Annotated in this window: 18 protein-coding genes and 3 tRNA genes; 10 read left to right on the top strand and 11 right to left on the bottom strand. The window is 47.8% G+C overall.

Translation table 11 applies throughout. The features are described 5' to 3' along the window. Positions 1–14: 14 nt before the first annotated feature. The 3 genes from Q397_RS0104555 (at position 15) to Q397_RS0104545 (ending at position 2,468) form a co-directional block, all read left to right on the top strand. Complete coding sequence (locus Q397_RS0104555) at positions 15–821, top strand: sterol desaturase family protein (protein WP_028878397.1); 807 nt, start codon at positions 15–17, stop codon at positions 819–821. Then, complete coding sequence (locus Q397_RS0104550; protein WP_028878396.1) at positions 818–1,543, top strand: SAM hydrolase/SAM-dependent halogenase family protein; 726 nt, start codon at positions 818–820, stop codon at positions 1,541–1,543. The genes Q397_RS0104555 and Q397_RS0104550 overlap by 4 nt, the downstream gene beginning before the upstream one ends. 103 nt (positions 1,544–1,646) lie before the next feature. Further along, positions 1,647–2,468: an MBL fold metallo-hydrolase gene (locus Q397_RS0104545; protein WP_028878395.1), complete on the top strand. Its 822-nt coding sequence runs from the start codon at positions 1,647–1,649 to the stop codon at positions 2,466–2,468. A gap of 6 nt (positions 2,469–2,474) precedes the next feature. Here the strand turns inward: Q397_RS0104545 and Q397_RS21100 are convergent, their stop codons facing one another. From Q397_RS21100 to Q397_RS21090, 4 genes are all read right to left on the bottom strand, one after another. Next, positions 2,475–3,290 (bottom strand): OmpA/MotB family protein, encoded by an 816-nt coding sequence (locus Q397_RS21100; protein WP_051609713.1) that lies wholly within the window; start codon positions 3,288–3,290, stop codon positions 2,475–2,477. A gap of 14 nt (positions 3,291–3,304) precedes the next feature. Continuing rightward, complete coding sequence (locus Q397_RS0104535; protein WP_028878394.1) at positions 3,305–4,105, bottom strand: motility protein A; 801 nt, start codon at positions 4,103–4,105, stop codon at positions 3,305–3,307. A 106-nt stretch (positions 4,106–4,211) separates the two neighbouring features. Then, positions 4,212–5,501 carry an HlyD family type I secretion periplasmic adaptor subunit gene (locus tag Q397_RS21095; RefSeq protein ID WP_051609712.1) on the bottom strand — a complete coding sequence of 430 codons (1,290 nt, stop codon included), beginning with the start codon at positions 5,499–5,501 and terminating at the stop codon, positions 4,212–4,214. Next, the gene (locus tag Q397_RS21090) at positions 5,501–7,255 is read right to left on the bottom strand and encodes a peptidase domain-containing ABC transporter (RefSeq protein WP_169737970.1); all 1,755 of its coding nucleotides are present in this window, start codon (positions 7,253–7,255) and stop codon (positions 5,501–5,503) included. The genes Q397_RS21095 and Q397_RS21090 overlap by 1 nt, the downstream gene beginning before the upstream one ends. A 182-nt stretch (positions 7,256–7,437) precedes the next feature. Here Q397_RS21090 and Q397_RS0104520 point away from each other — a divergent pair, with 182 nt between their 5' ends. Beyond that, on the top strand, positions 7,438–9,681 hold the full coding sequence (locus Q397_RS0104520) for a CHASE2 domain-containing protein (protein WP_028878393.1): 2,244 nt from the start codon (positions 7,438–7,440) through the stop codon (positions 9,679–9,681). Positions 9,682–9,732: 51 nt separating this feature from the next. Here the strand turns inward: Q397_RS0104520 and Q397_RS21085 are convergent, their stop codons facing one another. From Q397_RS21085 to Q397_RS0104485, 7 genes are all read right to left on the bottom strand, one after another. Beyond that, positions 9,733–11,070, bottom strand: a complete 1,338-nt coding sequence (locus Q397_RS21085; RefSeq protein WP_051609709.1) for a TolC family outer membrane protein — start codon at positions 11,068–11,070, stop codon at positions 9,733–9,735. A gap of 117 nt (positions 11,071–11,187) precedes the next feature. After that, positions 11,188–13,851, bottom strand: a complete 2,664-nt coding sequence (locus Q397_RS0104510; RefSeq protein WP_028878392.1) for a bifunctional acetate--CoA ligase family protein/GNAT family N-acetyltransferase — start codon at positions 13,849–13,851, stop codon at positions 11,188–11,190. A 129-nt stretch (positions 13,852–13,980) separates the two neighbouring features. After that, the gene (locus Q397_RS0104505) at positions 13,981–14,712 is read right to left on the bottom strand and encodes a Crp/Fnr family transcriptional regulator (RefSeq protein ID WP_028878391.1); all 732 of its coding nucleotides are present in this window, start codon (positions 14,710–14,712) and stop codon (positions 13,981–13,983) included. A gap of 210 nt (positions 14,713–14,922) precedes the next feature. Further along, positions 14,923–15,387, bottom strand: coding sequence for a helix-turn-helix domain-containing protein (locus Q397_RS0104500; RefSeq protein ID WP_051609708.1), 465 nt, complete (start codon positions 15,385–15,387; stop codon positions 14,923–14,925). A 214-nt stretch (positions 15,388–15,601) separates the two neighbouring features. Then, positions 15,602–15,676: transfer RNA gene (locus Q397_RS0104495), tRNA-Asn, on the bottom strand. A gap of 45 nt (positions 15,677–15,721) precedes the next feature. After that, positions 15,722–15,796, bottom strand: a tRNA-Asn gene (locus tag Q397_RS0104490). A 4-nt stretch (positions 15,797–15,800) separates the two neighbouring features. Beyond that, a tRNA-Cys gene (locus Q397_RS0104485) sits at positions 15,801–15,874 on the bottom strand. Between the two features lie 264 nt (positions 15,875–16,138). Between Q397_RS0104485 and Q397_RS0104480 the strand changes: the two genes are divergently transcribed. The 6 genes from Q397_RS0104480 (at position 16,139) to Q397_RS0104455 (ending at position 23,163) form a co-directional block, all read left to right on the top strand. Further along, positions 16,139–16,792, top strand: a complete 654-nt coding sequence (locus Q397_RS0104480) for a protein-L-isoaspartate O-methyltransferase family protein (protein WP_028878389.1) — start codon at positions 16,139–16,141, stop codon at positions 16,790–16,792. 242 nt (positions 16,793–17,034) lie between these two features. Further along, positions 17,035–18,432, top strand: coding sequence for a TolC family outer membrane protein (locus tag Q397_RS21080; protein ID WP_051609707.1), 1,398 nt, complete (start codon positions 17,035–17,037; stop codon positions 18,430–18,432). A gap of 76 nt (positions 18,433–18,508) precedes the next feature. Next, positions 18,509–19,228 (top strand): DUF2497 domain-containing protein, encoded by a 720-nt coding sequence (locus Q397_RS0104470; RefSeq protein WP_084148933.1) that lies wholly within the window; start codon positions 18,509–18,511, stop codon positions 19,226–19,228. A 109-nt stretch (positions 19,229–19,337) separates the two neighbouring features. Beyond that, on the top strand, positions 19,338–21,974 hold the full coding sequence (locus tag Q397_RS0104465) for a valine--tRNA ligase (RefSeq protein WP_028878387.1): 2,637 nt from the start codon (positions 19,338–19,340) through the stop codon (positions 21,972–21,974). Positions 21,975–22,054: 80 nt separating this feature from the next. After that, a complete protein-coding gene (locus Q397_RS0104460) occupies positions 22,055–22,561 on the top strand; it encodes a hypothetical protein (protein ID WP_028878386.1) in 507 nt (168 codons plus the stop codon). Between the two features lie 80 nt (positions 22,562–22,641). Next, a complete protein-coding gene (locus Q397_RS0104455; protein ID WP_084148932.1) occupies positions 22,642–23,163 on the top strand; it encodes an HAD family hydrolase in 522 nt (173 codons plus the stop codon). Positions 23,164–23,176 lie beyond the last annotated feature (13 nt).

Genomic DNA, 23,176 nt, shown 5'->3' with positions numbered 1-23,176 from the left:
AAGAGGCCTTGTCTATGGATATCCTACTTACTCATGAAAGCACCATCCGACTATCGGTCTTTGCCGGACTGTTCCTCGTCATGGCGGTGCTGGAAGCGATTAAGCCACGGCGCAAAAGGTCGTTTACGCGCCGCCAGAGATGGTTTTCAAATTTAGGTATCCTGTTTGTGGGCGCGCTGTTTGCGCGCTTCCTGCTGCCTTGGGTACCCGTTAGTGTGGCCCTTTATGCGCAAAGTCTGGGGATCGGCCTTTTAAACCTGATCGACATTCCAGATATTATGGGGCTTGTGGTCGGTGTTTTGCTGCTGGATTTTTTAATTTATGTTCAGCATGTCGTGATGCACAAAGTGCCTCTCTTGTGGCGGTTACATCGCTTGCATCATGCGGACCTTGATTATGATGTCACGACCGGCGTCCGCTTTCATCCCATCGAGATCATCCTCTCGCTCCTTTATAAGATGGGATTGGTCTTGGCGCTTGGGGTTGATCCTGTTTCCGTTGTTATTTTTGAGGTAATTTTAAACGGGATGGCAATGTTTAATCATGCCAACTTTAAACTGCCACTGGGCCTTGATCGTTGGCTGAGATGGGGTGTAGTGACACCTGATATGCATCGTGTCCATCACTCCTCTACGCAAGCAGAAACAGATAGCAATTATGGCTTTAACATCAGTTTGTGGGATAGACTTTGTCGCACCTATGTTGATCAACCCGCAAAGGGTCATGATAACATGGAGATCGGCTTGGACGACTTCAGAAACCCGTCCAATTTGAGACTTGATCAAATGCTGTTACAACCGTTTAAAAAGGCAAAACCGTGATTGTTCTATTTACCGATTTTGGGCTGAAAGGTCCCTACATGGGGCAAATGAGAGCACGTATTCATGAACTCGCGCCCAAGGAAACGGTCGTGGACCTGATGACAGATGCACCGGCGTTTAATGTGGGGACATCGGCACGTTTGCTGGCTGGTTTGATCGATCATATGCCCAAAAAAGCAGTTTTTGTCTGTGTTGTTGATCCTGGGGTAGGGAGCAGCCGAAAGCCCCTTTGTATTCGGATCAAAGAGCGTTGGTTTGTCGGTCCTGATAATGGCCTGTTCCAATTTGTCTTGAAAAATGAGCCTGACGCGGTCGCTTATGTCATCGATTGGCGACCTGAACATTTATCCCTTTCTTTCCATGGGCGTGACCTTTTTGGGCCGGTCGCAGCCAAACTTGCCACTGAACAAGAGGTCGCCATGACAATACTTCCGCTAGATCAATTGGTCATTCTTGAAGAAGAACAAAATCATTATGCAATTGCCCATATCGATGATTTTGGCAATTGCTGGGTCAGTATACGAGATTTTGAAATTTCTAAAGAATCCACTATTGTCATAAAAAATCATCACTTTTTTTATTCTGCTGTGTTCTCCGACACAGAGAAGGGAAAACCCTTTTGGTATATTAACTCATCCGGATTCGTAGAAATCGCTGTTAATCAGGGGCACGCGGCCGGTCGGTTTAACCTAACCATTGGTGATAGAGTTAATTTTATTTAAAATTTAAGCAAAATCTTAATTTTGAGTTGTTAGATTTAACCAAATCTGTCCTAATAGTTGGGAGATAATAATAATTAACCGAGGCTAACAGTCGGAGTTTTAAATGAGTTTTGCAGTTAAGTTCTGGGGTGTTCGCGGTTCCATCGCTTGCCCATCGCCTGATCATGTCGAATATGGTGGAAACACCAGTTGTATCGAAGTGAAGGTCGGGGCGGAGAGGATTATTCTGGATGCCGGTACGGGCATTCGAAATCTTGGCCAAGAACTGCTAAAGGCGGGCCATAAAAACTGCCATTTACTTTTAACACACACTCATTGGGATCATATCAACGGCTTTCCTTTTTTTACGCCCGCTTATGTGCCGGGCAATCGCTGTCACGTCATGGCGGGTCATCTCACCGATATCGGTGGGATTAGACAAGTTCTCGCAAGCCAGATGGCCAATCCCACCTTTCCCGTACCGTTGGAAGTGATGCAAGCAGAACTAACGTTCGAAGACTTTCGGGCCGGGGACAGTTTTTCCTTTTATGAAGGGGTAGTGGTCAAAACCGCCGCTTTAAACCATCCCAACGGCGCAACCGGTTACCGGATCGAATATGACAGGAAAGCCATGTGCTATGTGACGGATACTGAACATGTGATCGGCAAACCGGACCAAAATGTACTGGACCTTATCGAAGGTGCAGATCTTGTCATTTATGACAGTACCTATAGTGACGAAACATTTGAAGCCAAGATCGGGTGGGGGCATTCTACTTGGCAAGAAGGCATTCGCCTCTGCCAGGCGGCAAACGTCAAAAAGTTGGCGATCTTTCACCATGATCCGGAACATACGGACGATATGATGAGAGAATTAGAAGCCAAAGCAAAAACGATGTGGTCTCATTGTTTTGTTGCCAAAGACTTCATGGAAGTTGAAATCTAACTGAATTTACTGTGCGGGTGCAGGTTCTGATGCAGCGGTGGGGGTGGTTTCCCCTGTCGTTGTTTCTGGTGTCGCACCGTCAGCAGGCGCGGCATTTGACTGGTTGGGATCGTAATCCCTCGCAATCGACGTGACTGGCACATATTTGGGTGGAGAATATTCAAATGGCTTTTGATGAATGCGCAATACCACCCGACGGTTCATGGCTTTGTTTTCGGGAATGGGGGTCCCATCTTCCATTCTATTTGGCGCTTTAGGGCGTGTCGCGGCGTAAGATAAAACCCGCATGCGATCAACCTTCACGCCATTTTCATTCATGATCTGAAGGACAGAAGCAGAGCGTGATGCCCCCAACACCCAATTCGACGGGAACTGTAGTGTGCTGATCGGGTCATCATCCGTATGGCCTTCAATATCCATGTTAAACTTTTCATATTGCGGGCTGTTAACCAATTCCGCGAGGGACGCAATGATCGGATAGGCGGCATCAATCACCTGTGCCGTTCCCGGCTTAAAAAAGGTTGAACTATCAAACTCCAGGACAATGCCACTATCATCAACCCCCAGCTTCAACACCTTGCCGTCCGTCATTTCCTGAACGATTTCGGCGGCATCGTCTTTCAATTCCTGGGTAGGTGCTTTGCGTTCTTTCTTATTTACTTGTTCGTTGATGCCTTCTGCGACTTCTTCATAAAGCGCAAGATCAACTTTTGAGACAGCAACCAACAAGACAAAAAACGCCATTAAAAGGGTAATGGCATCCGCATAGGTCGCAAGCCAGGACTCGTCTTCTGGTTCTTCTTTGGGCGCGGGAGGTGCCATAATCGAGCCTCTCTCTACTTACGCTTCATCATTTTATCAAGATTGTAATGAATAGCCGGATCTAGAAAGCTGTTCATTCGATCTTGAATATATCGCGGGCTTTTACGATCAGCCAGCAGGCATAAACCTTCGGCAACCAGATAATTTCTAAAGCGCACAATTTCTTCGCGCTGCTGGATTTTGTTGGCGGCGGGTAAAAAGATCATTCGAGCGAACAATACGCCGTACAGGGTTGTCAACAAGGCGACGGCCAAGCCCGCGCCAAGCTGGGAAGGATCGTTGCCCATACCATCCAGCATGATAATCAAACCAACCAACGTCCCAATCATCCCGAAAGCGGGGCAGGTCGCTGCAATTGCACGTAGGATACTGGCCTGAATGGTGTTGCGCACAAAAGTGGTTTCAATGGTATTCGTCAAGATCTCGCGGACTTCTGTACCAGTATACCCACTAATGACCATTTCAATACCAAAGCCAAGGAAGCGATCGGCTTTTGCGGCTTTTTTTGTCTCAGCTTCCAGTGCCGGAATGCCGTTCTTCTGGATGGTATAGCCCCATTTGATAATGCGACCGACTTCTGCCGTGAGAATATTACGTGCAACTTTTGGAGCAAAAACAAGGCGACCAATCAGTTTGATCGCCATAAAAACATATCGAGGTTCATAAGAAACAAAGGTTGCAGCAAACGTACCACCAATCACCATAATGAAACTGGATAAGTCCAGAAACATCATAAAATTATCTGTACTGAGGAAAATCGCACTTACAAAAAGTCCGAAACCACCCAAGATCCCCACGATTGTTGCAAACGACATTATTTTGCCTCTGTCTTTCTAACAATTTGTTGCATAACGCTTAACGATAACTATTCCTTCCCTGAAAGCCTAGAAAAAACTTACAGGTTGATAAATAAAATATCTGTTATCGCTCTCTAAAGGCTTCGTGTTTCATCTTTAAGACGGGTTTAATCAGGTATTCGATAACTGATTTCTCGCCAGTATGGATATCAACCGTAGCTTCCATCCCGGGTGTGATGGCATAGACACCTTCTTTATCACCCAGATATGTCTTTTCAGTTTGCACGATGACCCGAAAATAGGTTTCGCCTTCCTGTGTGGTGGTTGAATCGGGGGCAACATGGATGACTTTTCCATCAAGGCTCCCATAGCGAACAAAGTCATAGGTATTAATTTTCACAACCGCATCCTGATTTTCCGCCACATAGCCCCGGTCAATCGGGTTTAAGCGCGCTTCAATCACCAGATTTTCCCCAATCGGGACGATTTCCATGATGGGTTCACCTGCACTGACAACGTTGCCGATGGTGTTGTAAGTCATGTTTTTTACCACCCCATCGATCGGGCTTCGGATCAAGGCGCGTAAGCCCTGATCTGTCGCTTCTGATAAAAGCTCGAAGGTTTGCGCAATACTTTGCTCTACTTTATCCAGCTCTTCTAAAGCTTCGCGTTGAAAGGCCGTTCTTTCTTCATCTATCTTCGAGCGTTCTTCTTTAACCGCGACTTTGGCTTTGGGAATGGAAGAACTGAGCGTGCTTAATTCACCTTCAAGCTTCTGGACTTCAGACTCCAGTTTCAAGTGATCCATCTTGGACGTAAGCTTGTCATTTAGAAGGTCCGATGACATTTTAAAACGTTGACGCGATAGACGCAGGTCGCTTTGAGTATTTGCGAGCTTTGTCTCTAATTCATCCACGGAGAGTTCTTTTTGGCGCAACTTATCGCGCAAGACTGTCAGACGAGAAGTCATGTCGCGCAAACGAGCACGATGAGAACGTTCAACGGCCGCTGCCATTTCCGGTCTATTCACGACGATTTCCGGCGGCAATTCTAAAGGCGTGTCGTTTGCTTCTGCATTCAGACGCGCCCGATTAAGCAATAGACCATCCAGTCGCACCGCAAGTTCTTCTTTATTCACGCCCCCGGTGCCAAGATCCAATTGAACCAGTTCGCTATCTTTGCGAACCATATCGCCTTCTTGTACGTGGATATCGGTTATAATCCCACCTTCAAGGTGCTGGATGACTTTGACTTTACCTTGGGGAACCACTTCGCCCATCGCCACGGACACTTCTTCAAGTTTTGCAAAGAAACTCCAGACGATAAAGACACTGAGTAAGCCAATGATACCTAAAACCAAGGGTTTACGGGTTTGGACAGGGTTTTCAGTAATGAGTTTATCTAAACGAGACATTAGTTCCCGGCCTCCGGCGCAGTTTGCGGTTTCGCAGATGAAGCCGCTTGCTTTTTGGCTTGGGCGTTCGCTGCAAGTTTGGGCAGCACATCCTTTGTCGGCCCCGCCAAGGCAATGCGGCCTTGATCCATAACAATCATATTTGCGCAGGCACTTAACAGAATAGGGCTGTGGGTGACCAGAATAATCGTGTGATCCTGAGCCAGTTTGGAGAGTAAATCGCGCAACTCTTCCTCAGCCTGACGGTCCAGGCTCCCAGATGGTTCATCAAGTAGCAACACAGGGGGATTGCCCAACAACGCCCGCGAAATGGTTAGCCGTTGTTTTTGACCGCCAGATAATCTGCGCCCGGCTTCACCGATATCGCTGCCATATCCGTCCGGTAGGTCGATGATCGTATCATGTACACCTGTAGCCTTACACGCCTCAACGATCTCTTCATCAGTTGCTTCAGGTCGGGAGAAAATAAGGTTTTCGCGCACGGTGCCATGAAGGAGGGCACATTCTTGAGGGACATAACCGATCCAGCTTGCGAGTTCATAGCGGGTAAACTGTTTAATATCAGCTTTATCCAGCAATACCCGCCCACTTTGCGGAATATAGAGACCTTGGATCAATTTAATGAGGGTTGTTTTTCCGCTGCCATTGCGCCCGACAAGGGCTGTCAGGGCGCCGGGTTTTAAATTAAAACTCACCGCGTCAACCACTGGTGCCAGATCTTCAGAATATTGGAAAGTCACTTTATCGAGAGAGATAAAGCCTTGCGGACGTTCCATTTTGACTTCACTTTCCTGACGTTCAATCGGCAATTCAAATAAGGCGCCAAGACGCTCTACCGATTGCTTAAACCCAGAAAAGGCGCGCCATGAACCGACCAGCTGGTTCATGGGACCGAGTAAACGGCCGGACAGCATATTGGTGGCAATCAAAGCCCCCATGGTCAGTTCCTGATTAATAATGGCAATCGCACCAACCGTGGTGAGTGAAATAGTGGTCAAGAGTGTCAGGGTCATGCCAAGGTTGGTATAGGCATCAGCTTTCCCGCCACGAATGATCGAGTTTTCGATATTGTCGGCGTGGCGGTCTTCCCATGTTTTTTCAAGCGTGCGATCCATGGCAAGCGCTTTGATGGTTGTCCGTCCGGCAATCACACCGGCAATAAGATCATCGCGCGATAGAGCTGTCTTTTTTTCCGCCTGATTGGCTGCCCCCATCACGTTTCCAGACCGCCAGGCCACAAATACAAACAACGGCAGGATAATAAGAAACACCCATGCGATAGGCAGCGCCAACATCAGGATCAGCCCTAAAAACAAAAAGACAAAGGGGAGATCGACCAACAAAATAGCTGTGCCGCCACTTAGGGTGTTGCGTACCGTATCCACATCACGAAACAAGGTCTGCCAATAAGCGGCCGGTCTGCTTTCAAGGGTTTGAAGGGGGACTGCGCTAAATTGTTTGAATAATTTACGACCGACTTCCACATCAATCTTCAAGGCAATACGTTGCATGATTTTGGAACGCGCTTGGCGCAACGAATAATCAAACACCAAAACGAGCAGTACACCAATCACCAGCCCTTGCAATGTTTCAATCCCCGCATGAAAAACGACGCGGTCATAGACTTGTAGAACAAAGACGGGGACTACAAGTGCCAGCATATTTACAAAGAAAGACATGCCCATGACTTCTCTAAAGGTTCTCATCAAGGGCTTAACAATCGGTTTTAACCAATCGAAACTAGGTGGCAACATTATCGATTCCGATGCGCAGTTGTTTTTATCAGGACAGAAAGTAACGCAAAACGATAGAAAAAACGACAACATATCTTTAAAATTCACGTTAATTTATTCAAAATGTTATAGTTTTCTTGACCTGGTTGCAACGAACTGGTGTCATCAAATTCGTTTGGGGATGACTACAAAGGGATAAGACTGTGGCTGACACATCCAAGACTGCAAAAAAGAAACCGGGGAGACTTCGCAAATTCTTCTCGATGACCCGTTTGACGGGTCTTTTACTGTTGATTGGTTTGTTAACCATTCAGGTTCTTGACCCGTATCCAGTGCAGTTTATGCGCAACAAGGTCTTTGACATGTATCAACGGGCAGAACCGCGTGAAGTTAAATCTCGCCCGGTTACGATCGTTGATCTTGATGAAGAAAGCCTGGCAACCGTGGGGCAATGGCCGTGGCCCCGATCCATCATTGGTGATATGGTTGCTAATCTGTTTCGCATGGGGGCAGGGGTTGTTGCCTTCGATATGGCATTCCCTGAACCAGACCGCCTATCCCCCAATATGATCGCTGATAATGTCGCCGGACTTGATCCAGCCTTGGAAGAACAGTTGCGCAGCCTGCCAAGTAATGATGAATATTTCGCCAATATCATCCGCCAAACCCGCGTGATCTTGGGCCAAGCTGGTTTTGATCGCGAGATTGAAGATCAGGTTCACCGCCCACCCGTTAAAAAATCAATCGGTTTTAGAGGGGAGAAACCCAACGCGTTTGTCCCAAGTCTGCCCTCTTTGGTCAGAAACGTGCCGGTTTTGGAAGAGGCTGCTGCCGGCCACGGCTTTTTCTCTCTCTTTCCTGAAAATGACGGGATTGTGCGTCGCGTACCGACCCTGTTCCAATTTGACGGTGATATCTATACTGGCCTTTCTATCGAGATGTTGCGTGTTGCAACGGGCCGTCAAACAATCCTTGCCACCGCCAATTCAAATGGCGTTGAAAGCGTTGCTATTGCCAAGGGCCTGATTTTACCCACGGATCAAAAGGGGCGAGTCTGGCCCCATTTCTCTAAACATGACAAGGCAAAATATGTTTCTGCCCGCGATGTCCTTTCTGGTGTCGTTGATCCGGCAATGATTAAAGGTAAGTTGATCCTCGTTGGCACATCTGCCGTCGGTCTACTTGATATTCGATCAACACCTGTGGAAGGGACATTGCCGGGGGTCGAGGTTCATGCTAATGTCATTGAATCCGTGTTCGACCAAGCCTTTCTGGAACGCCCGAACAACATGAATGGGGCGGAATTTCTGCTCACACTTGCTGTTGGTCTCATCCTGATTATTCTGGTGCCGATGATTGGCGCTAAATGGACCTTGATTTTATTTGCCCTGATTGCGGGCGGGTCCGGCGCGACCTCGTGGTATCTGTTTAGTGAGAAAAAAATGCTGTTTGACGCAGGTTTTGCGATGTTTGCGACCCTGGGAATTTATGTACAGCTTACCTATATGGGGTACGCGGCAGAGGAAGCGCAGAAAAAGCAAGTGCGCTCGGCTTTCTCTCACTATATGTCACCCGCACTCGTGGAGCGACTGGCAGAAGACCCGTCCGGCCTGAAGCTTGGCGGGGAAAACCGGCCCATGACGCTTTTGTTCTGTGACGTACGCGGTTTTACCTCCATTTCCGAATTGTTTGACGCTGAAGGCTTAACCAAGCTGATCAACAAATTCCTGACCCCATTGACGAATGTGATTTTGAACCGTCAGGGTACGATCGATAAGTACATGGGCGATTGTATCATGGCGTTCTGGAACGCGCCGTTAGATGTCGAAAATCACGAACGCGAAGGCTGCCTCTCCGCGCTTGCCATGATCGACAGTCTGGTTGAAGTCAACGAGCGTCTGGAAAAAGAAGCGGAGGAAGAAGGACGTCCGCACATCCCGTTAAAAATCGGGATTGGCCTTAACACCGGTGTTTGTTGCGTAGGTAATATGGGATCGGATCAACGGTTTGATTATTCGGTGCTCGGTGATCCGGTAAACCTCGCCTCTCGTCTGGAAGGGCAGTCTAAAGCCTATGGCGTCACAATTGTCATTGGGGAAAATACATATAAAAATGTACTGGATTTAGCCTGTATTGAACTTGACCTTATTCAGGTGAAAGGTAAAACCGAGGCTGTTCGTATCTATTCCGTATTAGGGGATGATACTGTGGCGCAAAAGCCGGAGTTTATTGCTTATGCAGATCATCATGCGAAACTCCTGCAGGCATACCGCAATCAGGAATGGGCAAAGGTACGTGACATGATTGTTCGCGCCAACCAGATGATTGACGAGTTGGGTATGGAACATCATGGGCTCTATGCGCTTTATGAAGAGCGTATGAAAGAATATGAAATTAATCCACCGGCTGCCGATTGGGACGGTGTGTTCATTGCAACATCCAAATAAAAAAAGAGCCGTTGGAAAATCTCCAACGGCTCTTTTTTCATATCTGTTTGTTTATTCGTTTAACGCCAGTACTTCCGGGCTCAGCTGACCTGTGGTCAACAAAACGCCGTAGATTGCCAAGCGGGTATCGTAAAACAGCTCGGCATATTTAATCTTGGCTTCATAGACCTCTTTCTCACGGTCAAGAACGTTCAAAACATCCACACCTTCTGCGCCTGACTCACGCTGCTTGCGTGTAGACAGGAAAATTTCGTCCTTGAGGATGACGTCATTCTCGACGAGGGCCAAACGTTCTTGTGATGTCTCTAACGAGTGCCAGGCAATGCGTGTAGCTTCGACGATCTTACGCGTCACATAGCTTAAGGTGTCTTTGCTGGCGGAGTAATCAAAGGCTGCTTTTCTGCGCGCATAATCCGTAGAAAAACCGCTAAAAAGTTCCCAGTTCGCTTCGACAAGAACAGAATAGTCGCGGCGTGTCCCGATAACGGCATTTTTGTCGTTTTCATAGTTCATGGAACCAACAAGATCGACCGTCGGATAATAGGCAGAATCAACAGTGCGGCGATTTTCGCTTGCCAGTTCCGTATCAAATTCTGATTTTTGCACGTTCGGGTTATTACGAACCGCAATTGCGATCGCATCTTCCAAATCCTTTGGCAGGTAATTTAGCGGCGGGGCCGGCGCAATCATTGCCGCAATATCCGGCGCGTGACCAAAAACTTGAATGTACTGATCAGTCGCTTTTGCTAACTCACCTTCATATTCTACGCGCTTCTCGATGGCTGTTTGCAAACGAGATTTTGCGTTCAACACATCAATGCCGATACCGGACCCACGGCGTACTCGTTCGTTTTCCAGTTCCATCTGCTTTTTGATGTTCGCTTCGTTTTCACGTGCGTGGTTGATGCGACTAGCTTGCTTCATCACATTCAAATAAGCCGAGATCCCTTCAAGGATCAAATTCTGTTTAGTGATACTTTCGCTGGTTTCTGTCGCTTCTGAGTTCAGTTTTGCAGACTCAATCGCCGAATATTTAGCGAATCCATCAAACAGATTTTGCGTCACGGTGACACCAACAACCTTACGCATCAAGCTTGAGTCGTTTTTACCGTCCGAACTGGTTCTCTCCGATGGGCTATCGACATTTTCATAACCGTAATCCGCGTTTAAAGAAACCGTTGGTAGATGCGCAGCTTTAGCGACATCAATTGATTCCTTTGAACCTTTGGTGGTCTTATTTGCAGCCTTCAAGGACGGGTGCTCAACGAGCATAGCGCTTAGTTCTGATTCGAGACTTGCACCCATAGATGGTGTGCTGACAGCAACAGCCATCAAAGCACCAACACAACTGCTTAATAAATAACGAGCCCGCACGGGTTCGACCTCCATTTTAATGGTTCCTTAGAAACGAGTTTAAAGTTCAACTCGATAACCGTCAATTATTTAACGCTTTTCTAGAATATACGCTAGAAAATATTGCCCTAAAGTTAAAAATAGTCATGAAATCTATAGTTTCAACTTCACTTCAACGATGTCGTCTTCAATTACCGCTTTAGTTTCAAACCCCATCGCCTTGACCATTTCAATCATCGTTCTATTCTCACGCAAGATTTGTCCGGTGAAATAAAGAGTTCCTCTCGATCGACAATAATCAATCATTTTGTTTAAAAGCTTCCAGCCCAGCTTTTGACCCTTTAAGTCAGATCTCACTAAAATTGCATATTCCGCATTCTCATTATTCGGGTCCGTACCAGTACGAACAACGCCGAGAGTTTCCATATGCCCATCTTCTTCGCTAGGAGCTTGCGCGATAAACGCCATTTCACGGTCATAGTCCAACTGCGTCAATCGCGCCATTTCCGAATGTGGCAACTCCCGAACGGAACCGAAGAAGCGGAAACGAATATCTTCGGGTGAAACTTTGCTTACAAATTCGTTATGCGCGGGTTCATCCTCTGGCTTGATTGGACGAATAAGAACCTTGCGACCATTGCGCAGGGTGAATTGTTCTTCCAGTTCCGCCGGATAGGGGCGGATTGTCAGGCGTCGATTGGGGAATTTATGAGTGATCCTTTTAATGCGCATGCGTGAATCGACCGCCAAAGCCCCTTTATGAGAACTGAAAATAGGATTGATATCCATTTCCTGAATTTCCGGGAAATCGATACAAATTTCAGATAATTCTATCAATAAATGACAAAGTGCATCCATATCGACCGCAGGGCTGTCACGGTAGCCATCCAGCAATTTACTGATATTGGTGCGCGCAATCAGGTCTTTTGCCAGTCGCATATTTAACGGCGGAAGGGCAAGGGCTCGATCTGCGATCAACTCCGTTGCCGTGCCGCCCTGACCAAACAATAACACGGGGCCAAAGACCGGATCATGGCTCATGCCGGCGATCAATTCCTGTGTATGCTGTCGATCGTGCATTTTTTGCAGAATAAACCCGTCAATCACCGCGTCAGGTTGAAAACTGAGCACACGTTCCGTGATGTCCTTGATCGCTTGCTCAACGCGTTCTTCCGTTTGCAGGGACAAAACAACACCGCCGACATCGGATTTGTGAACGATATCCTTCGACAGTACCTTTACCACCACAGGGAATCCGATTTCTCGTGCTTTTTCCTTGGCTTCTTCTGCCGTTTTGACCACGTAAGGCGCGACGGACTCGATACCATAGGCTTTCAGAATTGATTTTGTTTCCTGCTCGATTAACCAGTCACGTCCCTCATCCAACGCAGCATCAATAATTGTCCGTACGACTGAGCGGGCAGGCTTTGTCTCTGCGGGGACGCGTTCCGGGACTTCCATCAAGGACAGCTGGTTTTTTTTGTATTCAACAATATGCATGAACCCGCTCACCGCCATGCGGGGCGATGAATAGGTCGGGATATCATTTTGTTCAAACAAAGCGCGCGCGTTGGCAACCGTCTGATCACCGACCCAGCAGGTGATTAGGTTGAACTTGGCTTTTTTATGGGCAGCAACCAATGCCTTTGCACATTCATCGCTATCGCCATGCATAGACGGGGCAAAAAGATACAAAAGGCAGTCCACCTCTTTACTTTTGGCAAGAATATCATAGATATCTGCAAACTGTTTTGCGCTAGCGTTCAATCCTAGGTCCACTGGGTTTTGTGGGTGTGAGCTGTGCGGCAGAACTTTTTTAATCTGTGTCAGTGTCTCTTCTGACAGCTTGCCCAACTCACCTTTCGAATCAAAGAGGTGATCTGCCGCCAGCATATTCAAACCACCGCCGTTGGACACAATCCCCAATCGTTTGCCTTTAAAGGGTCTGGTGGTCGACAATGTTTCCGCTGCGGCAAAAAGTTCGGCAATGCTGTTTACGCGTAGCATCCCGGCGCGTTCAAAGACCGCTTCATAGACCAGATCTGTGCCAGCCATCGCCCGAGTGTGAGAGTGGTTACCGGACTCGATTTCGCGATATTTGCCTGTTTTCATGACAATGATCGGTTTATTACGGGCAGATGCCCGGGCTGCCGACATAAAGTTGCGGCGCTCCTCGATCGTTTCCATGTAAATCATGATGGCGCGCGTAAAGGGATCACTGCCCAAATAATCCAGAACAGCGCCGATATCCACGTCGCAACCTTCCCCCAAAGATACGAAGTGAGAGAAACCGACGCCATGTGCATGCGCCCAATCGATCACACTGGAGGCGATGGAGCCACTCTGCGAAATAAATGCGATTTTCCCTTTATTTACAGGTAAATGAGTGGTGCTGGCATTCAGATTTCTGCTCGGAACGATGGTTCCCATACTATTGGGGCCGAGAATACGCATTTTATACTTAAGCGCAATATTGCGAAGCTCTTTCAGGTCCATCTTGCCATGCGGTTGCTCCCCGATAAACAGCACCGCCTTGGCGCCGCCCTCTCCCAACTCAACAACAAGGTCAAGGCAAGCCCCCTTGTGGCAGGCGATAATTGTTAAATCAGCAACAAAGGGCAGGGATTTAAAATCTGGATAGCATAAAATACCGGCGATGGATTTGGCGGCCTGACTGATTGGCATGATCGGGCCATTAAAGCCGCCCAACATCAAGTTACGGATAACAGCATAGCCTGTATCATCGTCTTTTGGCGTAGCGCCAATAACACAGATGGATGTCGGCGCGAACATTTTGTCCAGATTTTTAATACCCATTATCTTATCCAATCAAAAAGGAAGTTGATGCTGCAATGCAGCAACACCGATAAGATGGACTTTTTTGACCAATAGATCAAGAAAATGAGTATGCGTACTATAAGATTATAAACGCTCTAATCTGGGGACTTACATGTCCGATTCAATATCTTCCATAAGTGCATTCAAGCTGGGGATGGTTACCTGTCGCCCTTTAAAGATCGCAAGGCCATCTTCCTCAAACTTTTTAATGGTTCGCGCGACTGTTTCCGGCCGTGTCCCAATTGCGGCAGCCAGTTCCTGACGTGACAAAGGTAGTTCCAGAATGATTTCATCCGTCTGCTGACCTTCGTTGGAATAACGTGTCCGTAATCCTAACAGAAGATGGGCGAGTCTTTTTCTTACAGGCTGCGTGGTGGTGATTAAGTACAGTTCCTCAATCTCGCGCAAATCACGGGCAACCTTGCGGGTAAAACGGATGGCTGCATCAGGGGAGTCGGCCAGCAGTTGATCAAGACTGCGTTTGGGAATGAAACACAGGCGTGCATCCAGCAAAACTTCAGCTGTTCCGGCATGTTTTTCATTTGCGAGAAACGATCGATGACCAAACGCTTCGCCTGGCTGTACGAGTTTTACAACGGCGGAGTTACCGTTCACGTCGGTTTTTCGGATTGCGACCAGACCACGCTTCAGGCAGTAGACACCCTCACAAGGATCGCCCTCAAGGTAAATATTCTGCCCGATTTCATAATGTCTGCTGGTGCGTTGAAGTTCTTTTGCGTCCAGCCCCGAACAGGCGAGAGCGCATAACGACGATTCTTCTACACCGCCGCCACAGGTACCGCACTTGTTGACACTGACAGGTTTGCCTTCAATTCCCATGACGTCTTACTCAATAATCCTTTAATTATAGCGCGTTATTTCGCTACTTATAGTTATTCTTTCTGGAATAATTAAAAATATCTTACAGGCTTTCTCTTTAAATGAAACAAAATTCGAAAAGGAATCTAACAAAAGTTGGTAAAAAATGGCTGGAATCAAAAAAGGCCATCCGAATAATGCGGACAGCCTTTTGAACGTAATCGAGATCGATTAAGCGTTTACAGTTTCACTTTCTGCAATCGCACGAACCACATCGATAACACGTTTGCGGATCACCGGATCCTGAAGGCGGGAGAATGTTCTCACCAACTCCAACGTCTGACGACGGTGAAGTGTGAGGTGTTCTTCCGGGATATCGCTTTCAGCGGTTTCACCTTCATAGCCGGGGAAAGATTCTCTAATGCTTTCCGGCATATCTTCAAAGAAGAAAGAGACAGGCACGTCCAAAACGTTACCCAACTGCCAGAGTTTGCTCGCACTAACGCGGTTTGCGCCACGTTCGTACTTTTGAATTTGCTGGAAGGTTAACCCAATGCTTTCACCAAGTTTGCCTTGCGTCATACCCATTAAAGTTCGGCGCAATTTTACGCGCTGACCAACATGGACATCAACAGGGTGGGGGGTGTCGCTTCCACGAGTACCAGGAAGTATTTCTTTAGCGGCTGTATTGGCCATTGTTTTACCCTTTTAAGTATCGGCAGATAGTTAGTTTTCACGGATCACGAGAACATTAACAGACTCGCCTCATGTATCCATAGGTAGAACTATAGGGTATTTTTAGCCGCTTGTCTTGAAAAAAACACAAAAAATTGTGTGTTAGTGCATTTTTTTATGTTTTAGGTGGTAAGAAAAAACGCCTCTTAATAAAAAGAGACGTTTTTTCTTAAATTGGCTCCGGCTGCTGGATTCGAACCAGCGACCAAGTGATTAACAGTCACCTACTCTACCGCTGAGCTAAGCCGGATCAGGGCCATAATATGTTACCGACGGTTACGCCAAGCCTTTAAATTGGCTCCGGCTGCTGGATTCGAACCAGCGACCAAGTGATTAACAGTCACCTACTCTACCGCTGAGCTAAGCCGGATTAGTGGAGGCGCGGAGCGGATTCGAACCGCTGTTCACGGATTTGCAATCCGCTGCATAACCACTCTACCACCGCGCCCTCTTGCCAAGATTTAACTTGGTTAGGACGGCGTGGCGTATCCGTCGGTGAGCCGGAAATTAGTCGGATGAATGTCTTCGGTCAATGCCTTTTTTTCATTTTTTTACATTTTTTTTTCGAAGCCCCAAAAAACTTACGACTTAGGCCGTGTCTACCATTGTCACAACGGCATTTGAGGATTATAAATCGCACATGCTTTTGCCACTTAATAGGGCATACCTATTCGTTTTTTTTAGATTTGAATCATTATTTACGGTGTTCGTCATGGATTATGCGCTTTCTCGCTTCAATATGGTTGAAGGACAGATCAAAACCAATCGGGTTACCGACCCTTACGTTCTTGATGCGATGACGGAAGTCCCGCGCGAAGCGTTTGTACCGACTTCTAAGAAGGGGATCGCCTATATCGACGACGCCATCGAAGTGGCGCGCGGACGTTATATGCTGGAACCCATGGTACTTGCCCGCATTCTTGAAGCTGCAGAACTAAGTGAAGACGACATCGTATTGGATATCGGCTGCAATACCGGTTATAGCACCGCTGTCCTCTCAAAGATTGTCAGCACAGTCGTTGGTTTGGAATCAGATAAGGACTTAGCAGACTGTGCCACCAAGACATTGGAGAAGCTGGGTGTTGATAATGCGGTCGTCGTGAACGCGCCGTTGCAGGACGGGGTGGCAAAACAAGCGCCATTTAATGTCATCATCTTTAACGGAGCTGTTAGTGAAGTTCCTGATTCTATTAAAAATCAACTGGCAGATGGTGGTCGACTGGTCGTAATTACAACAGGGAAGTCAACGATGGCGACTGTTTCAGTTTACACACGCAACAACGAAGTCTTTTCCAAGCGTGATTTACTCGAAGCTGGTGTCGCGACCCTACCGGGCTTTGAGGCCAAAAAGGGTTTTTCCTTTTAACTTGTTGAAATAGAATAAATAAAACAGCCCCGATCATAAAAACTTGGCGGGGCTTTTTTATTGATATTTTCGCGCCTAAGTGTGAGGAAAGTCACCAAACAATAGCAGTGTTTTAGGGTAAACACTTAATTCATGTTTTTATGGCTATAAAAACATTGTTGAACAAGTGTCTGAATCCTTTGCGTTTCGCGTTGCAGATGGTTAGACTGTGCAAAAATTATGTGAGTGTTATGAGAGAAAAAATGAATTTTCGTAAATCCTTCCTGTTCGGTGTCGCTGCTAGTACTGTTGTCTTCATGTCACAGGTAAACGCCGAAACCTTGAATGACGCGCTCATTAAAGCTTATCTCAACAACCCGACACTTAAGTCAGAACGTGCTTCAGTACGTGCGACGGATGAAGGCGTTTCTCAGGCGCTCGCCAACTGGCGTCCGAACGTTACCTGGACGGGCTCCATTGCCCGTTCTAATAATGACAACAACGCTCGCTCAGGTGATGATCGCTCACAAAACCTGACACCGATGTCCAGCAACTTTACGATTACACAACCCATTTTCCGCGGCTTTCAGACCGTTTCAGCAACAGCTGAAGCCGAAGCAAATGTGAAAGCAAGCCGCTGGCGTTTGGTCGAAGCAGAGCAGAGCATCTTCCTTGATGCGGTAAACGCTTATTCCAATGTGGTGCGTGACATCGCTGTTCTCGAACTGACCTCCAATAACGAGGCTGTTTTACAGCGTCAACTTGAAGCAACGCGTGATCGTTTCGAAGTTGGGGAATTGACCCGTACTGACGTAAGCCAAGCAGAAGCACGCCTGGCAAAATCTACCGCTGACCGTATTCAGGCACAGGGGGATTTGGAATCGTCACGCGCAAATTACCAAAACATCATCGGTGATCTGCCGCAGGGTCTACAGGTTCCTGAAATGCCGCTTGATCTGCCAACTTCTGTTGAAGAGGCAATTGATCGCGCAAAAAAGAATAACCCTCTTTTCCTCGCCAGCTATTATGATGAAGAAGCTGCGATTGAAAATATTGACGAAGTTGCAGGCCGCTTGCTGCCGGAACTTGATCTGGTCGCGTCACAATCGACGAACCTTGAAAGCTCGTCTAAAGATTCCCGTACAGACGAAACACGCGTTGGCTTGACGCTGACCGTACCGTTTTATCAGCAGGGGACAGTTTATTCCCAAGTCCGGGAAGCAAAACAGACTGCGGCTGAAAAACGTATGGATATGGAACAGTCGCGCCGCAATGCGGTTGAGGCGGCCCACAGTGGATGGGAAGGGCTGGTCACCGCACAAGCCCGTATTAAATCCTTCCTGGCGCAGATTCGTGCTGCAGAAGTTGCCTTGGACGGTGTTCAACGTGAAGCCTCCGTTGGTTCACGTACCGTTCTGGACGTGCTGGATGCCGAACAAGAATTGCTGGACGCGAAAGTCAGCTTAGTGCGCGCACAGCGTGATGAACTGGTCGCAGTGTTTGAACTGAAACAAGCGGTAGGTGATTTAACGGCTGAAAAACTTGGTTTGGATACTGGTATTTACGATCCTGATGTTCACTATGACGAAGTTCGCGATGCTTGGGTCGGCACGTCCTCCGTCGGTGACATTGACGAAATACAGGAAGTTGATAACAATTAATTAATGTGAGGCTGCGTATACTAATAAGGCATAACTGCAATTTATTATTTTACGCTAATGATTCGGGTGAAAGAAGATGAGTGAAGAAAACACAGAAGCCACGGAAGACGGCGCAGAACCGTCCATGGAGGATATCCTAGCCTCCATCCGTCGAATTCTTTCTGAGGATGAGGAAGAAGGCGCTGAAGGTGGTGAACAAGCGGTTCAGGCGGCACCCGAGCCTGAACCTGAACCTCAGCCAGTTCCTGAGCCCGAACCGGAACCTGAGCCTGAGCCGGAACCTGAACCAGAACCTATGCCGGAACCTGAGCCGGAACCTGAGCCTGAGCCTGAGCCTGAGCCTGAGCCTATACCAGAACCAGAACCTGAGCCGGTAATCGAAATGGAAGAGCCGGAGCCAGAACCAATTATTGATGAATTGGACATCGACGATGATATTCTGGACCTGACATCTGACATGATGATCGATGACGAACCTGAACCGGAGCCAGAGCCAGAGCCGGAACCCGTATTCGTACCGCCAGTTGTTTCAGCATCGGACGTTGCGAATCGTATCGTTTCACCACCGACGGCAGATGCGTCCGCGGACGTCCTTTCCGAGCTTGCACGTGCCATTTTGGACCAACGCGATATCGCCGTTGGGACACGTGATGTGACCTTAGAAGGTTTGACACGTGAAATGTTGCGCCCTCTGCTTAAAGAGTGGCTGGACAGAAACTTGCCATACCTGATCGAGCGTCTGGTGAAGAAAGAAATTGATATTATGATTAACCGTGCGGAGCGTCTTGAGGACTAAACCGGTAAATAATCATCAAAAGCCAAGCGCCCGGGGTTGTCCTCGGGCGTTTTCGCGTTTATTAAATGAATAAATATTGAAACCATTTGTAAAGAAGGCCTTCTCAGCCATGTTGGACAAGAAATTCAACCCCGCAGCCGTTGAAGAAAAGCACTATAAGCTTTGGGAAGATAACAACGCATTTGCCGCAAACACGCAAAGCGACAAAGCCCCATACACAATCATGATGCCACCACCCAACGTGACAGGTAGCTTGCACATGGGCCATGCGTTGACATTCACGTTGCAGGACATCTTGATCCGCTACAACCGTATGCAAGGCAAAGACTCTTTGTGGCAACCCGGCACGGACCATGCAGGGATTGCTACCCAAATGGTTGTTGAACGCCGTCTGGAAGGCGAGGGTGTAACCCGCCACGATTTGGGTCGTGACAAGTTCATCGACAAGATCTGGGAATGGAAAGAGGAATCGGGCGGCACCATTGTTAAGCAGCTTCGTCGTTTGGGCGCGTCTGCTGATTGGGCGAAAGAACGTTTCACCATGGACGAAGGCTGTTCAGAAGCCGTTCGCAAGGTCTTTGTTCAACTTTATAAAGAAGGCCTGATCTACCGCGATAAAAAGCTGGTCAACTGGGACCCGAAATTGCACACCGCCATTTCTGACCTTGAGGTGGAGCAACGCGAAACCAACGGCAAGATGTGGTATTTCAATTACCCGCTTGAAGGCGAAGACGGCAAATTCATCACGGTCGGTACAACGCGTCCAGAAACCATGCTGGGCGATACCGGTGTTGCGGTTCACCCGGATGATGAACGCTATAAAGATCTGATCGGTAAAAACGTGATCCTGCCGATCGTTAATCGTGCAATCCCGATTGTAGCCGATGAATATGCTGATCCGGAAAAAGGCTCTGGTGCGGTTAAAATCACACCGGGCCATGACTTCAATGACTATGAAGTGGGCAAGCGCTGTGATCTTGAAATCATCAACGTTCTCGACCTGAACGCAAAACTGAACGAAAATGCACCAGCTGAATATCAAGGCATGGATCGTTTTGATGCGCGTGAAAAAATCGTTGCTGAAATGGAAAGCCTCGGCCTTTTGGTGAAAATCGAAGAAAACCCGATGACCATTCCTTACGGGGATCGCTCTGGCGTGGTGATCGAACCTTGGCTGACGGATCAATGGTTTGTGAATGCAGAAGTGCTGGCGAAACCAGCCTTAGAAGCGGTTGAGACTGGCAAGACCCGTTTCGTGCCCAAACAATGGGAAAATACCTACTACGAATGGATGCGCAACATCCAGCCGTGGTGTATCTCCCGCCAAATCTGGTGGGGCCATCAAATCCCGGCATGGTTTGACGAAAACGGCAATATTTACGTTGAAATGACTGAGGAAGAGGCACAGAAAGCCGCAGGTGAAGGTGTTAAACTGACCCGTGAAACCGACGTATTGGATACCTGGTTCTCTTCTGCGCTTTGGCCGTTCTCGACGCTGGGTTGGCCTGAAAAAACGGCTGAGCTGGAAAAATATTATACTACGGACGTTTTGGTTACTGGCTTTGATATCATCTTCTTCTGGGTTGCCCGTATGATGATGATGGGTATCCACTTTATGGGGGAAGTGCCGTTTAAAGACGTGTACATCCATGCGCTTGTTCGTGATGAACATGGGGCGAAAATGTCCAAGTCCAAAGGTAACGTCATTGATCCGCTGGAGATGATTGATGAGTTCGGTGCGGACGCGATGCGTTTCACACTGACTGCGATGGCTGCACAAGGCCGTGACATCAAGCTCGCAAAAAGCCGTGTGGAAGGCTACCGTAACTTTGCAACCAAACTATGGAATGCGGCGCGTTTCTGTCAAATGAACGGCTGTAAGCCCGTTGACGGGTTTGATCCGGCTGCGGTCCAACATCCGGTGAACCGTTGGATCGTAGGCAAGGTTGGCGATATCGCCGCTGAAGTCGGCCGTCAGATTGAAGAGTATCGTTTCAACGAGTCTGCAAATTCCATTTACGGCTTTGCATGGGGGACTTTCTGTGACTGGTATCTGGAATTCACCAAACCAATCCTGAATGGTGCTGATGAAGCCGCAGTTGAAGAAACCAAAGCCACAACTGCTTGGGTCTTGGATCAAATTCTCCACGTTCTGCACCCCTCCATGCCGTACATTACAGAAGAGCTATGGGAGTCCATGGCCGATGAACGTGCAAACCAATTGATCAGCAGCAGCTGGCCGCAAAAAGTGCTGGAAGATGCTGACGCTAACGAAGAAATGGATTGGTTGGTCAATCTGATCTCCACCATTCGTACGACCCGTTCTGAACTGAATGTACCGGGCAGTGTTCAGTTGGATGTGTTCCTGCAAGGTGCCAGCGATGTGACCGTTCAGCGTCTGGAACGCAACATGGACCTGATCAAACGCATGGCCCGTCTGCAGAAGGTCGAGCCGATCACGGAAGCGATCGCACAAGGCTGCGTCCAGGAAGTCGTTGGCGAGTCTACCGTCTTCATCAATGTGGTCGATCACATGGACGTGAATGCTGAGAAGGCCCGTCTGGAAAAAGAGATTGCGAATCTCGACAAGATCATCGGCGGCAAAGAGAAAAAGCTGTCCAATGAAAAGTTTGTCGCCAACGCACCGGCTGATGTTGTTGAAACTGAACGCACCAAAGTTGCAGAATTGACGGCAAAAAATGACAAGTTTAAAGAAGCCTTGGCACGACTGACCACGGCGCTTTAACACATTTTTTGCAAGTTGCTTGTAAAGTGAAAGCCTTACCCTCGACAGGGTAGGGCTTTTTCTTTTTCGAGACAGGCAAGATGGCAAACGAACCAACACCGGAAGAACGCGCGGAATATATTGTGAAACGCCTAGAGCTTTTCATCCGTGAAAACCGTGAACCGTTTAAAGGAATGAATTTTAGTAAGTGGCAGCAACTCGCCCGAATGGAGATCGCCAACTCCATGAAAGACATTGAAAATATCCATAAATCCGATGATCAGATTAGTCGACGTATGCTCTTTGTTATTGGTTCCTCTATCGCAACCATCGGCTTTTGGGGCGTCGCTGCGGCCTTTGGTAAACTGGACTATATGTTGGCTGGCATGATCTGCATGATCGCCGGCATCGTCGTGCTTGCACATGCAGGCGAATGGGCAGCGCGTAAAGCCATAAAAAAATCAACGGCCGCAAAAAGACAGCGGGCATATAACAACGCCGTCTCCCTTGATCGCCAAATCAAACAGATGGAAAAAGATTTGAAAAACAAAGCAAAAGAACTTGAAAAAACGCTGAACGCCATGGGGAAGGCCATTCCACCAAAATAAATTTCAACTCACCTATTGGATTTTTATGTCTTCTCCCTACATCTTGAAGAAAGAAACAAACACAAGCGGGTGAGGACTATATGGCGTCAAATTCATTGTCGGGATTTAATTTACCTCCGGGCTCTCTAGTGCCGGGGCTTTGTGATGGCCAACCCACAGAGTCCGTGGCTATCGCTGGCGTCCTTGATATTGCACACGATTTTGAAGTGGTGATTTTTAGTGCTGAAGGTACCCTGTGCCGCAATGGTAAAACACTTCCCGCCGGTGCCGTGCTTGTCCCCACTTTGCGCCGCAAGGAAAGAAAGCTCGCCATTTTTACAACAGAAACAGATGCGTCGCGGGAAGAATTAGCCCGCCGCGTCAATTATCTTGGCTTTTCCTTCGCACCAGAACGCATTCTTTTGCGGGGGGATTTCTCGAACCTAAAGAAAAAGTTTCCTCTCGCCGAGAATCAACGTATTCTGCTTGTCTGTTCAGATCCCTTAAACGAGATCGCCTTGGGTCATTCCTATGGGTTAAAGACACTTTTGATCACACCTGATGGTAATGATCTTTCAGAATCGCTAGGAATTGGATCACATTATATAGCTTCTAGCGTATAATACTTTCCAAACC

It is taken from the genome of Terasakiella pusilla DSM 6293, from assembly GCF_000688235.1.
In the GTDB taxonomy this organism is placed as follows: Bacteria; Pseudomonadota; Alphaproteobacteria; order Rhodospirillales; family Terasakiellaceae; genus Terasakiella; species Terasakiella pusilla.
Note: the sequence above shows the minus strand (reverse complement) of the source record. Positions and strands in the feature narration are given on the sequence as shown.

Coding starts and splice junctions, on each gene's coding strand:
- Q397_RS0104460 (WP_028878386.1), top strand. CDS start 22,055: ATGGCAAACGAACCAACACCGGAAGAACGCGCGGAATATATTGTGAAA.
- Q397_RS0104480 (WP_028878389.1), top strand. CDS start 16,139: ATGGATTATGCGCTTTCTCGCTTCAATATGGTTGAAGGACAGATCAAA.
- Q397_RS21095 (WP_051609712.1), bottom strand. CDS start 5,501: ATGTCTCGTTTAGATAAACTCATTACTGAAAACCCTGTCCAAACCCGT.
- Q397_RS0104500 (WP_051609708.1), bottom strand. CDS start 15,387: ATGGCCAATACAGCCGCTAAAGAAATACTTCCTGGTACTCGTGGAAGC.
- Q397_RS0104470 (WP_084148933.1), top strand. CDS start 18,509: ATGAGTGAAGAAAACACAGAAGCCACGGAAGACGGCGCAGAACCGTCC.
- Q397_RS21100 (WP_051609713.1), bottom strand. CDS start 3,290: ATGGCACCTCCCGCGCCCAAAGAAGAACCAGAAGACGAGTCCTGGCTT.
- Q397_RS0104510 (WP_028878392.1), bottom strand. CDS start 13,851: ATGGGTATTAAAAATCTGGACAAAATGTTCGCGCCGACATCCATCTGT.
- Q397_RS0104455 (WP_084148932.1), top strand. CDS start 22,642: ATGGCGTCAAATTCATTGTCGGGATTTAATTTACCTCCGGGCTCTCTA.
- Q397_RS0104505 (WP_028878391.1), bottom strand. CDS start 14,712: ATGGGAATTGAAGGCAAACCTGTCAGTGTCAACAAGTGCGGTACCTGT.
- Q397_RS21085 (WP_051609709.1), bottom strand. CDS start 11,070: ATGGAGGTCGAACCCGTGCGGGCTCGTTATTTATTAAGCAGTTGTGTT.
- Q397_RS0104535 (WP_028878394.1), bottom strand. CDS start 4,105: ATGTCGTTTGCAACAATCGTGGGGATCTTGGGTGGTTTCGGACTTTTT.
- Q397_RS21090 (WP_169737970.1), bottom strand. CDS start 7,255: ATGTTGCCACCTAGTTTCGATTGGTTAAAACCGATTGTTAAGCCCTTG.
- Q397_RS0104555 (WP_028878397.1), top strand. CDS start 15: ATGGATATCCTACTTACTCATGAAAGCACCATCCGACTATCGGTCTTT.
- Q397_RS0104465 (WP_028878387.1), top strand. CDS start 19,338: ATGTTGGACAAGAAATTCAACCCCGCAGCCGTTGAAGAAAAGCACTAT.
- Q397_RS0104545 (WP_028878395.1), top strand. CDS start 1,647: ATGAGTTTTGCAGTTAAGTTCTGGGGTGTTCGCGGTTCCATCGCTTGC.
- Q397_RS21080 (WP_051609707.1), top strand. CDS start 17,035: ATGAATTTTCGTAAATCCTTCCTGTTCGGTGTCGCTGCTAGTACTGTT.